Annotated in this window: 8 protein-coding genes; 5 read left to right on the forward strand and 3 right to left on the reverse strand. The window is 70.8% G+C overall.

Going from position 1 to position 11,960, the window contains the following annotated elements:
- Positions 1–205: 205 nt before the first annotated feature.
- Positions 206–3,739: an indolepyruvate ferredoxin oxidoreductase family protein gene (locus ACFY2X_RS08580; protein ID WP_389934377.1), complete on the reverse strand. Its 3,534-nt coding sequence runs from the start codon at positions 3,737–3,739 to the stop codon at positions 206–208.
- Positions 3,740–3,852: 113 nt separating this feature from the next.
- Here ACFY2X_RS08580 and ACFY2X_RS08585 point away from each other — a divergent pair, with 113 nt between their 5' ends.
- Positions 3,853–4,305: an Lrp/AsnC family transcriptional regulator gene (locus ACFY2X_RS08585; protein WP_389934379.1), complete on the forward strand. Its 453-nt coding sequence runs from the start codon at positions 3,853–3,855 to the stop codon at positions 4,303–4,305.
- Positions 4,306–4,595: 290 nt separating this feature from the next.
- Complete coding sequence (locus tag ACFY2X_RS08590) at positions 4,596–6,740, forward strand: glycogen debranching N-terminal domain-containing protein (protein ID WP_389934382.1); 2,145 nt, start codon at positions 4,596–4,598, stop codon at positions 6,738–6,740.
- A 12-nt stretch (positions 6,741–6,752) separates the two neighbouring features.
- Here the strand turns inward: ACFY2X_RS08590 and ACFY2X_RS08595 are convergent, their stop codons facing one another.
- Positions 6,753–7,073, reverse strand: coding sequence for a cupin (locus ACFY2X_RS08595; RefSeq protein ID WP_389934385.1), 321 nt, complete (start codon positions 7,071–7,073; stop codon positions 6,753–6,755).
- A 92-nt stretch (positions 7,074–7,165) separates the two neighbouring features.
- Here ACFY2X_RS08595 and ACFY2X_RS08600 point away from each other — a divergent pair, with 92 nt between their 5' ends.
- From ACFY2X_RS08600 to ACFY2X_RS08610, 3 genes are all read left to right on the forward strand, one after another.
- The gene (locus ACFY2X_RS08600; RefSeq protein WP_389934388.1) at positions 7,166–7,711 is read left to right on the forward strand and encodes an IS607 family transposase; all 546 of its coding nucleotides are present in this window, start codon (positions 7,166–7,168) and stop codon (positions 7,709–7,711) included.
- Between the two features lie 79 nt (positions 7,712–7,790).
- Positions 7,791–9,149 carry an IS607 family element RNA-guided endonuclease TnpB gene (tnpB, locus tag ACFY2X_RS08605; protein ID WP_389934390.1) on the forward strand — a complete coding sequence of 453 codons (1,359 nt, stop codon included), beginning with the start codon at positions 7,791–7,793 and terminating at the stop codon, positions 9,147–9,149.
- A gap of 171 nt (positions 9,150–9,320) precedes the next feature.
- Complete coding sequence (locus tag ACFY2X_RS08610; protein ID WP_389934393.1) at positions 9,321–10,286, forward strand: endonuclease/exonuclease/phosphatase family protein; 966 nt, start codon at positions 9,321–9,323, stop codon at positions 10,284–10,286.
- Between the two features lie 170 nt (positions 10,287–10,456).
- On the opposite strand, the gene ACFY2X_RS08615 is transcribed toward ACFY2X_RS08610, so the two are convergent.
- On the reverse strand, positions 10,457–11,602 hold the full coding sequence (locus tag ACFY2X_RS08615; protein ID WP_389934395.1) for a TIGR03118 family protein: 1,146 nt from the start codon (positions 11,600–11,602) through the stop codon (positions 10,457–10,459).
- Positions 11,603–11,960: the final 358 nt, after the last annotated feature.

Below are 11,960 nucleotides of genomic sequence, written 5' to 3' on the forward strand. Positions count from 1 at the left end.
GCGAATTAACCCATTTTGAAAGTGCGGGGCTGTCGATGACGGTGAAATTTGCCACGGATCCGGCGGATCCGGGCGGCATCGCGGCGGAAAGTCCGGGCGCCGAAGCACGTGAACGATCAGCCGGTCCCTCCCGGCGACCGGGCCCGGAACCTGCCGTCCGGGCCCGGAACGCCTGCATGCTCACCGCTCGATCGGCGCGTGGACCTCAGGCACCGGAAAGCCGGTCAAGGATGGCCCTGGCGGAGGCGCGGTACTTCGCGACGTTGCCCAGCTTCACGTGCTCGTAGCCGCGGATCACGTCCGGCAGCTCGGCCAGCTCGCGGATCCGGTCCTCGGTCTCCGGGCTCAGGTGCGCGAGGGCGCGGTGCACGTCACGGGTGTATTCGTTGACGAGCTCGCGCTCGATCCTGCGCACCCCGGCCACGCCGAACGGGTCCAGCCGGGTGCCGCGCAGCCCGCGCATGCCGTACAGCAGGCGGAACGCCGGGTCGAACCAGGTGCCGAGGCGGATCTTGCGGTTCATGCCCAGGGCGCGGAAGACCGGCGGGTGCAGGTTGTAGGAGATCTTCGCGTCGGGGCCGAACTCGGCGGCGATGCGGGCCCGCTCGGCCGGGTCGAGGTGGAGCCGGGCCACCTCGTACTCGTCCTTGTAGGCCATCAGGCGGTGCAGATGGCAGGCGTAGGCCTCGGTGATCGGGTAGAGCCCGGCCGAGACCGCCCGCTCCTTGGCGAGGACCGCGCGGACCGCCTCCGCGTAGCGGGTGGCGTAACGCAGGTTCTGGTAAGCGGCGAGGTCGGGGACCCGGACCATGAGGAGCCGGTGCAGCTCGGTGCCCGCGGCGGCGATCGAGTCGACGAGCCTGACGATCTCGGGGCTCGGCGGCTGCTCGGCCGGCGCGTCGGAACCCATCGCCCGCGTCACGGCCTCCGGGTCGGCGACGACGGCCCGGCCCCAGTGGAAGGCGGCGATCGTCTTGTCCGCGCTCTTGCCGCCGCCCATCCGGATGGCCCGTTCGATCGACTCCAGGCCGAGCGGGATGAGACCGCGCTGCCAGGCCGCGCCGATCACGATCGTGTTGGCCGGCATGTGGTCGCCGAACAGCGCCTGCGCCACGTCCTCGGCGTCGAGGTAGACGTTCAGCTCGCGCCGGGTGCGCGACTCCAGCGCGCCGATCGGCGAGCCCAGCTCGGTGACGTGCCTGGACGGGTCGACGACCATGGAACCGGTGGGGACCAGGCTGGTGGAGACCACCGCGACGGTCCGGTCGCGGTCGGCGGCGCTCAGCTGCTTGGGGTCGGTGGCGCCGATCAGGTCGAGCGCGAGATAGGCGTCCACGCTGGCCGTGCCGGCCTTCCCGGACCGGTCATCCCCGCCCTCGAAGATCAGGATGTCGGAGACGACCGTGCCGCCCTTCTGGGCCAGGCCGGTCTGGTCGAGCCCGCGCGACTGCTTGCCGTCGAGCATCGCGGCGGTGCCCAGCATCTGCGCCACCGACACCACGCCGGTGCCGCCGATGCCGACCAGCCGGATCGTCGTCTCCCCGGTGCGGAACTCGGGCGCGGGCATCTCCGGAGCGGCGGGTACGGCGCGCTTTTTGGACGCCTTGCCCGGCGTGACGGTCAGGAAGGAGGGGCAGTCGCCCTCCACGCAGGAGTAGTCCTTGTTGCAGGACGACTGGTGGATCTCGGTCTTGCGGCCGAACTCGGTCTCCACCGGCAGCACCGACAGGCACTCGGACTTCTGCCCGCAGTCGCCGCAGCCCTCGCACACCCGCTGGTTGATCGCCACGCGCTTGACCGGGTCGGGCAGGTCGCCCTTCTTGCGCAGCCGCCGCTTCTCCGCCGCGCACTGCTGGTCGTGGACCAGCACGGTCACGCCGGGAACCCCGGCCAGCTCCCGCTGGGCGTCCTCCAGCGCGGTGCGGTCGCGGACCTCGGCGATCGGCGCCAGCTTGACGCCGCGGTAGCGCTCGGGCTCGTCAGTGGTGACGATCACCCGCCGCACACCCTCCACCTCCAGCCAGCGAGTGAGGTCGGCCACGGCGAGGGACGGGGTGATCACCTGGCCGCCGGTCATGGCGATCGCGCTGTTGTAGAGCAGCTTGTAGGTGATGTTCACGCCCGCGCCGACGGCGGCGCGTATGGCGAGCGAGCCGGAGTGGTGGAAGGTGCCGTCGCCCAGGTTCTGGAAGATGTGCGGGGTGTCGGTGAACGGCGCCTGGCCGATCCACTGCGTGCCCTCACCGCCCATCTGGGTCAGGCCCGTCAGCTCGCCCTTGCCCTCGCGGTTGATCACCACCATCGTGTGGCAGCCGATCCCCGCGCCGACCGGGGCGCCGTCGGGGACGGCGGTGGAGCGGTTGTGCGGGCAGCCGGAGCAGAAGAAGGGGGTGCGCTGGGGGCCGAGCAGTTTCAGCGGCGCCGGACGGGAGATCACCGCCAGGCCCTTCGCGACCTGGTCACGCACCTCCGGCGTGAACCGCTCCGCCAGCCCCGGGATGTCTTCGCCCGGTGCCGCCACGCCGCCGTCCAGGCCCCTGCGGCGCAGCCGGAAGGCGATCGCCTTGGCGGCCAGATCGGCGTCGACGGCCCCGGCCTGGGGGATCAGGACGGCGCCGTTCTCGTCGAGCTTGCCGAGGACGCGCGGGGCGTTCGCGGTGCCGTACAGGATGTCCTTGACCTGGGTCTCCAGCAGCGGTGCCTTCTCCTCCACGACGAGGATCTCGCTGAGCCCGCGCGCGAAGGTCCGGACGATCTCGGGCTCCAGCGGCCAGATCATGCCGATCTTGAGGATGCGGATGCCGAGCTCGGCGGGGTCCACGCCCAGCTTGCGGAACCCTTCGAGGATGTCGTAGTAGGCGGTGCCCGAGGCGACGATGCCGAGCCAGGCGTCACGGGGGTCCGAGGTGATCTGGTTGAGGCCGTTCTCCCTGGCGTAGGCGCGGGCCAGCGCGAGGCGGGGGCCGACCAGGGTGCGCTCCATCTCCAGCGACCAGGGGGTGAGCAGGGTGGCGTCCGGCGTGTGCCGGTACGGCCTGCCCTCGTGCTCGACGACCGGCATGACGGGGACCACCCGGCCGAGGCCGACGTTGACCGTGCCGGTGGCGTCCATCACGTTGGAGACGGCCTTCACCGCCACCCACAGCCCGCTGGCCCTGGAGGCATAGATCGCGTGACGGCCCAGGTCGAGCAGCTCCTGGACGCTGCCGGGGTGGACGACCGGCATGCCCAGGGCGGCGAGCGCGGTCTCGGTGGCCGAGGGCAGGGTGGAGGACTTGCAGGTCGGGTCGTCGCCGCAGAAGGCGATCAGGCCGCCCTCAGGGTGGGCGCCGACGAAGTTGCCGTGCCGGAAGGCGTCGGCCGCGCGGTCGACGCCGGGGGCCTTGCCGTACCAGACGCCCAGGACGCCCGTCTTGCGCGGCCGGGGGAGCGCGGGAACGAGCTGGCTGCCCCAGACCGTGGTGGCGCCCAGCTCCTCGTTCTGGCCCGGCCGGTGCACGATGTCGAGCGGTTCGGTGTGCTTGCGCGAGCGGGCGAGTTCCTGGTCGAAGCCGCCGAGCGGGGATCCGGGGTAGCCCGACACCATCGTGCCGGTGTCGAGATCGGCGGCGCGGTCGGCGCGCATCTGGTCGAGGATCACCCGGACCAGCGCCTGCGTGCCGGTCATGAAGACCTGGCCCTCGTCGAGTGCATACCGGTCGTCTGGGGTCACTTCACGGGCGTCGGCGAAGATCGTCATGATCGTTTTCCAGTCTTCCGGTGCCGCTTGGATTGCCGCAAGGTTATTTCAGAGTGGACGGAATATGATGTCAATATTTATGGTGATCTTCGCTTTGGTTAGCATTGACTGCTATGGATGCCACAGATCGCGCAATTCTCAACCTTCTGCAGGTGGAGGGGCGGCTCAGCAATCTTGAACTCGCCGAGCGAGTGCGGCTGACCCCCTCGCCCTGCCTGCGCCGGGTCCGCAACCTTGAGGAGTCGGGGGTGATCAGCGGATACCGCGCCGTGGTCGACCCGGCGGCCGTCGGGCGCGGCTTCCAGGTCCTCGCCTACGTCGAGCTGGAGGGGCAGGACGCCGAGACCGTCACGGCCTTCGAGGCGGCCGTCATGGAGGTCGACGATGTCGTCGAGTGCCTGCGCATGTTCGGCCGCCCCGACTACGTGCTGCGGGTCGCGGTGCCCGATATGGAGGCCTACAGCCAGCTCTGCCTGGAGAAGCTCGGCCGCCTGCCCGGGCTCGACAAGCTCACCTCGCAGATCGCCATGAAGGCCCTCAAACCCGGTGGCATCCTGCCCCTGTGAGTCGCGTCGTCCGCGAGTCGGGCCGGTTCGTGAGTCGTCCCGTTTGGAGCGGCGTCCTCTGGGCGCCGCGCCGTTCGTGAGCCGCGCAGTCTCGCACGATGGCGTGACACCCCGCGCGATGTGGCGATCATCACCTTTCGCATTCTTTGTACTTTTTACGAACTTTGAACGTTCAAAACTGAATCGGGCGTGATTGGATCGGTTGAGTAAAGGAAGCGTTGCGTAATGTGCACCTCCGGCGCTCATCCGTCAAGGTTGCGTCGGCTCGACTTGACCCAGAGGAGCCGTTCGTGCTTGTCGAAGCCACGTCCGAGCCAGGCAGGGCTGTCGGCGGGGCGGCCGACCCCGGCCCGCCGTACCGCCTGCAGCCGCTGCTGCACGACCTCGTCAGCACGGTCATGGCGCCGACGATCGCGCTGGGCGGCACCGACGGGCAGATCCGTCCCGCGGGTGTCCAGGGCCTGTTCCACGCGGACTCCCGGGCACTGTCGCAGGCCAGGCTGGAAGTGGATGGGCGGGAGCCCGAGGCCGTCGGACATGCTCCCGACGGGCCGGGCGGCGCCCGGTTCGTCGGCCTGCTCCGGTGGCTGGGTGACCGCGGCCCCGATCCCACGGTCCGGGTCGACCGCGTCCGCCAGGTCACCCCGGGCGGCATGAGCGAGCGGATCGAGCTCGCGTCCACCGCCTCGGCGATCGTCGCCGCCACTGTCACTCTTGAGCTGAGCTGTGACTTCGCCCCGATCGAGGTGGTGAAGTCGGGTGGTGGCACGGTGCCCGCCACCGCTGAGGACAGCGGGCCCGGCGAGTTGTCCTGGGAATCAGACGGCATCCGGGTCGCCGTGACCGGGCAGGACGCGAAAGCCGAAGCGGGGCGGACGGCGCGGCTGACATGGCAGGTCACGCTGCCTCCGCGGGGGCGCACCGTGCTGCGCTGGGAGGCCCGGATCGACGACCCGCGCGCCGTCGTGGTCGCACCCGCCCGCGCCGTCGAGTGGAACCAGCCGCAGGTCGCCGCCGCCGACCATCGGCTGACGCGCCTGCTCGACCGCTCGCTCGACGACCTGCGGTCGCTACGACTGGCCGAGGCGGGCGCTCCCGGTGACACCTTCCTCGGCGCGGGCGTGCCCTGGTTCCTGACCCTCTTCGGGCGCGACAGCATCTGGGCGGCCCGCATGCTCCTGCCCCTCGGCACCGAGCTGGCGGCGGGCACCCTGCGGGTGCTCGCCCGCCGTCAGGGCACACGGATCGACCATGACTCCGGCGAGGCCCCTGGAAAGATCATGCACGAGCTGCGGCGGCACGAGTTCGCCGTGGAGGGCAACGACCTGCGCCTGCCCGCCGCCTACTACGGCACCGTCGACGCCACCCCCCTGTGGATCAGCCTGCTCCACGACGCATGGCGCTGGGGGATGCCCGAACAGCAGGTGGCGGCGCTGATGCCCCACCTGGAGGCCGCGCTGGGCTGGCTCGGCGAGCACGCGGACCCCGACGGCGACGGCTTCGTCGAATACATCGACACCGGCTCGCATGGGCTGGCCAACCAGGGGTGGAAGGACTCCGCGGACGCCGTGCACTTCCGCGACGGCCGCCAGGCCCAAGCCCCGATCGCCTTGGTCGAGGTGCAGGGCTACGCCTACCAGGCGGCTCGGCAGGCGGTGGCGCTGCTGGAGGCGTTCGGGCGCCCCGGTACGGCACGCTGGCACGACTACGCAGAGGCCCTGGCCGAGCGGTTTCGCGCCCGCTTCTGGGTGGACGGCCCGCACGGAAGGTTCCCAGCGCTCGCCCTGGACCGGGACAAACGCCCCGTGGATGCGCTGACCAGCAACATCGGCCATCTCCTCGGCACCGGCCTGCTGTCGGACGAGGAGTCGGCCGTGGTCGCCCGGCTGCTGGCCTCGCCCGCGATGGCCGACGGCTTCGGGCTGCGCACGATGGCCTCGGACGAGGGCGGGTTCAGCCCGCTGTCCTACCACTGCGGATCCGTCTGGACGCACGACACGGCGATCGTGATCGCGGGCCTGGCGCGCGCCGGGTTCGGAGCCCAGGCGGGAGCGCTCGCCGAGGGCCTGCTCGCGGCGGCGGAGTCGTTCGACTATCGGCTGCCGGAGCTGCTGGCCGGCGACGCCCGGCACGCGGTGGGCCGGCCCGTGCCTTACCCGGCTGCCTGCCGTCCGCAGGCATGGTCGGCCGCGGCGGCGGTCGCGATCGTCCACGCGGCCGTGGGCCTGTATCCCGATGTGCCCGCCGGCCGCGTATCGCTGCGCCCACTCGCCGGGGCGCCGCTCGGGGAGATCTCCGCACGGGGGCTCCGGGTGGCGGAGGCGGAGGTGAGCGTCGAGGTCGACCGGGACGGCATGGCCAGCCTGACCGGCCTTCCGGCCGGGCTCTCCATCCAATTCGCCGGGCCCGCACGAAGCTTTGCCGGGCACGCATAAAGCGGGCGACCGTCAGGCAACGGTGGTGAGGAGGATGACGGAGTCCTCATCAGCCTCCAGCGAATGCCGGTGGGGCGGAACCGGTGAGATATGCCCAGCGGTGAGCTCGATGGTCTCCTCGCCGCCGACGATGACGAGCCGCACGCGCCCCCACAGGAGGTGAAGACTCACCTCCGGCGGGCCTTCATGCTCGCCAAGAGCCGCTCCTCCGGTCAGCGCGATGATCGCCTGGCGTAGCGATCCGACGCGGAGGAAGGTATGGCTGCTGTGGCCGTGCGGGCTCTCCTTGGCGCGGGCCAGTTGCTCCCGGCCGAGAGCCAGTACGTCGATCATTTGGCATTCCTCCTGGTTCTCCTGACATCTGCCCGCGCTCGCGGGATGATAACTGTTCGTGTTTGAGCATGCACTAATATGTATAAGCGATCTTGAAAGAGTGGGCCACGGCGCAGGGCGTCCACCCGATCACCGCTTACCGGTGGTTTCGGGAAGGCACCCTGCCCGTGCCCGCTCGCAAAGTCGGACGACTGATCCTGGTCGGCGATGTCGAACCGGCCACACCTCCCACCGAAATCACCGTGGTGTACGCACGGGTCTGCTCGGCCGACCAGAAGCGTGATCTCGATGGGCAGGTGGCGCGGGTGACCGCGTGGGCGACCACGCGCGGCATGAGCGTGGACCGCGTCGTGACCGAGGTCGGCTCTGCGCTCAACGGCCGCCGCAAAAAGTTCCTCGCCCTGCTTGCCGACCCGCAGGTCACCACGATCGTGGTCGAGCACCGCGACGGGTTCGCCCGGTTCGGGGCCGAATACGTCGAAGCCGCCCTGGCTGCGCGGGGCCGACGCCTGCTGGTCGCCGATCCGGCCGAGGTCGATGACGATCTGGTGCGGGATGGGACGGAGATCCTCACATTGCTGTGCGCCCGCCTGTACGGGCGCCGTTCGGCGGGCCGCCGGGCGCATGTCTTTCGCTGATCGGATGGCCGCCGACCCCGCCCCAAAGATAAACTCACGGTGATCTAAATACAACGTAGAGTAAAGAGGTGGAGGGGTGGTGCGGGTCCATCAGGCCTACCGGTACGCCCTCGCCCCCACCACCGAACAGGCACACGCGCTGGCCTCGCACTGCGGCGCGGCCCGGTTCGCGTTCAACTGGGGCCTGGGCCTGGTCAAGGCCGCGCTGGATCAGCGCGCGGCAGAAAAGACCTACGACGTGCCCGAGGAACTGCTGACCGAGATTCCCTGGTCGCTGTACGGCCTGCGCCGGTCCTGGAACGCCGCCAAAGGCACGGTCGCGCCGTGGTGGACGGACAACTCCAAGGAGGCCTACAACACGGGCCTGGACGGCCTGGCGCGGGCGCTGAAGAGCTGGGCCGCCTCCCGCACGGGCACCCGGGCCGGGACGAAGGCCGGCTTTCCCCGGTTCAGGTCCAAGCATCGCGCCGCCCTGTCGTGCCGGTTCACCACCGGGACCATCCGCCTGGAGACCGACCGGCGCCACGTCACGCTGCCCCGGCTCGGCACCATCAAGACGTGCGAGTCGACCCGGAAACTCGCCCGTCACCTGGAACGCGGCACCGGCCGAATCCTGTCGGCCACCATCCGGTTGGCGGGCGGGCGCTGGTTGGTGTCGTTCACCTGCGAGGTTGACCGTCCCGACCGCGTCCCGGCCCGCCCGGACGCGGTGGTGGGGGTGGATCTCGGGGTGAAGGCGCTGGCGGTGCTGTCCACCGGCGAGGTCATCGACAACCCCAAACACCACCGCGCGGCGCTGCGCACACTCCGCAAACTCAACAAGCAGCTTGCCCGCCGCACCGGGCCACGCACCCCCGATGGTGGCCGGCGTGAGGCCTCGGCCCGGTGGCATAAGGCCAAGGCGGCGCTTGGCAGGGCGCACGCCCGCGTCGTTAACCAGCGGCGCGATGGCCTGCACAAACTCACCACCCGCCTGGCGGGCAGCTACGGCACGGTCGTGATCGAGGATCTGCATGTGTCTGGGATGCTCGCCAACCGGCGCCTGGCCCGCGCGGTCGCCGATGTCGGCATGGGGGAGGTGTGCCGTCAGCTCGGCTACAAAACCGGGTGGGCCGGCGGCAGGCTCGTCGTGGCCGACCGCTGGTATCCCTCCAGTAAGACGTGTTCGGGTTGCGGCGCGGTGAAAGCCAAGCTCGCCCTGTCCGAACGCACCTACGTCTGCGCCAGGTGCGGTCTGGTTGTGGACCGGGATCTGAATGCCGCGCGCAACCTGGCCGCGCTCGCGGCCCGGTATGAGCACGACGTCGCCCAGAGTTGCGGGGAGACGCAAAACGCCCGCCGAGGAGCGGTAAGACCCGGCGTCCGTGCCGGGCACGCACCAGTGAAATGGGAACTCCCGTCAGGGAGAACGCTCCGGCGCAAGCCGGAAGCTGTTTGAGAGTGCGCTTACCAAAGCACACTCACAAGCAACGGGACATCGCCAGGCTGAGGTAAAGCCGTCTGTTCCGCCGAGTCGCCATCGGGCGCTCCACCGTCCAGCGGCTCGCCGTACCCGCTGACGCTGTGGTGGACTGGTTCGCCGGAGACGGCGAAGGGATCTTGCATCATCATGGCGCGGCGGTTGCGAGGCGGCCTGATCGCCGGCGGGGGCGCTCTGGTGGCCTTCGTCCTCGCGGGGCACAGGTCGCTGCCGAACTGGCGGGGAATGGGCAACACGCTCGACAGCGCCCTGCCGTGGATCGGGTTCGCCGTTCCCCTTCTGGCGCTGGCCGCGCTCGCCCGGTGGTCACGGCTCGCGCTGGCGGGGGTCGTGATCCCGGCCGTGACATGGGTGATGATCTTCGGGCCCGCGTTCGTCCGCACCGCCCAGACCGGGCCGAGAGACCTGCGCGTGGTCCATCAGAACGTCAACTTCGCCAATGGCGACCTCGCCAGGACCGCCAGGGCCCTGCGAGCCACCGGCGCGGACATCCTCGTGGCGGCGGAGGTCCCCGACGACCCGGTGCTGATGAACGGAACGGTTCACCCCGCCTTCGCCGGGCCGATCGATCCCGGCTACCGGTACCGGTTCCCGGACAACCCCGGTGTGGCGGTGTGGAGCAGGTATCCGTTCGAGGGCCGGCCGCGGCCCGTGCCGGGGGTGGAGCGCTCCCGGCACGCGATCATCCGCACGCCGCGGGGCGAGGTGAGCCTTTACGCGGTTCATCTCGCCTCCTTCCGGCCCGACCAGCCGTCCGTCATCGCCCACCGCAACGCGGAGGTGGAGGCCCTGGCCCGTGCGGTCCAGGCCGACCGCAGCGCCCGGGTCATCGTCGTTGGGGACCTGAACACCGCCGGCACCGACCGGGAACTGGGCCGGCTCACCGAGACCCTGTCGCCCGTGTCGGAGAAGGCCGGCACCGGCCTGCAGTTCACCTGGCCGGCGGTCCTGCCGGTCGTCCGCCTGGACCATGTGCTCACCCGCGGCTTCACGGCCGTCGACAGCCGGGTGCTGCCGATGACGGTCAGCGATCATCGGGCGATCCTGGCGGACCTGCGGGTCTCGGCCGCCGGCGGGGATTCGCCGAACCGGTGAGCGGCCGACCAGGCAGGGGCCTCCTCACGCGGGACCGGCTGGTCAGGCGGAGGGCTCTTCCTGGGAGACCGGCCGCTCGGCTCCGGTCCGGCGGCCCCGGGTTCCGGTGACTCGGGATTCCGGCGATCCCGAGGTGCTGGGAGTTTCGGCAACCCGAGGTGCCGGAAGTTTTAGTAGCCGGAGGTGGAGGAAGGGACTGCCGTCGGGGTGGCCGAAGAAGTGGGGGCGTCGGCACCCGCGTCGGCCGGGCGGATCAGGCCGAGGAGACCGTGGGCTCCGCCGTCGGGGCCGGAGCTGAACCACAGGGCGTTCTCGCCGCCGTTGGCCGCCGTGCCGGGTTCGAGGTCCCACAGGCCGCTCAGGGTGATGGGCCTGCCGTCAGGGGTGCACAACGGGCCGAGCGGGCGGCGGGTACGCGGGTCGTAGGCGTTGATCCGGCCGTCGCCGAAGTTGCCGACGAGCAGGGCTCCGGCGTGCGTGCCGAAGCCGCTGGGGGCCAGGGTCATGGCCCAGGGGGCGTTCAGCGCGCCGCGCGTGGCGAAGCGGCCGAGGAACCGGCCGTCCCCGTCGAACTGGCTGACGAAGCCCTTGCCCGGACCCGGTACGGCCTTGCCGGTCCGCGGGTCGCGCTTGGCGTAGGCGACGAGGACGGAGCGGCCCACGACCTCCACGTTGAACGGGGCGTAGTCCGGTGGCAGCGCGGGGTCGCGGAACGCGCGGCGGTGCAGCCGGAGGCGGTCGAAGTCGCCGTCGAAGACGTGGACGCGGTTCTGGGCGAAGTCGGCGGCGAACAGTCTCGGGCCCCGGTTGGTCCGGGCCAGGGCCAGGCCCTTGAGGTCGCTGTTCTTCACGAACGCGCTGATGATCGCGTCGTCGGCGTCGGCCTGGGCGTTCCAGCCGGTGATCGCCCCGCTGGGGCTGGCGAAGATGAACGTCGCGGGCCCGGAGCCGTCCTTCCCCTTGATCGTGAACTCCTGGCCGGGGTTGACCACCTGTCCGGTGGGCCTGCCGCCGGGGATGCGGACATGTGTCCTCTCCTGCCTCGCCGTGCCGATCCCGCCCGAGTAGACGGTGGCCGAGTCGGTGCCGGTGGCCGACACCCACAGCGTCTTGCCCATGGCGAGTCCCCATGGGTTGACCAGCGCCGGGTCGGTGATCGCGGCCCGGCCTTTCACATCCGAGACCATGCCGGCGACGGTGAACCGGGTCCACGTCCGTTGGATCCCGGCGGATGCCGTACGGGCTCCGGCGGATGTCGTACCGGCGGCGCCCAGAACCAGGGTGGCCGTGCAGACCATGACAATGCGTACTCGCATCGGTGCCTCCTCCTTGCGGGAGTGCCTGTCGCCGCGAGATACGCGCGGGGCCGGTGCCCGGTTCAGCGGGTGCCGCCGGGCCCGGCGGGGAGGGAACGGGCGGCCGCGGTGGGGGAGTGGCAGCCGCGGTAGGAGAGCGGGCGGGAAGGGCGCGGGAGAACGGGCGGGAAAGACAACAGCCCATGGCCGCCGGGTAAGGGGCCATGGGCTGGATTCCACAAGCAACACACCGGGTCACGGTGGCTCATGGCCGCGCGCGGATCGAGGAAGGAGGTGATCCGCCCGCGGAGCCGCGGGAAGTCATGGGGGAGGCGCGGAGAGGCCCAGGGAAGCACGGGAAGGCACGGAGAAACACGGG

It is taken from the genome of Streptosporangium sp. NPDC000396 (genome assembly GCF_042898655.1).
Taxonomy (GTDB): domain Bacteria; phylum Actinomycetota; class Actinomycetes; order Streptosporangiales; family Streptosporangiaceae; genus Streptosporangium.

Bases quoted from the DNA above. Each gene is read 5' to 3' on its own strand.
- ACFY2X_RS08580 (WP_389934377.1), bottom strand. From the start codon at position 3,739: ATGACGATCTTCGCCGACGCCCGTGAAGTGACCCCAGACGACCGGTAT.
- ACFY2X_RS08585 (WP_389934379.1), top strand. From the start codon at position 3,853: ATGGATGCCACAGATCGCGCAATTCTCAACCTTCTGCAGGTGGAGGGG.
- ACFY2X_RS08595 (WP_389934385.1), bottom strand. From the start codon at position 7,073: ATGATCGACGTACTGGCTCTCGGCCGGGAGCAACTGGCCCGCGCCAAG.
- ACFY2X_RS08610 (WP_389934393.1), top strand. From the start codon at position 9,321: ATGGCGCGGCGGTTGCGAGGCGGCCTGATCGCCGGCGGGGGCGCTCTG.
- ACFY2X_RS08615 (WP_389934395.1), bottom strand. From the start codon at position 11,602: ATGCGAGTACGCATTGTCATGGTCTGCACGGCCACCCTGGTTCTGGGC.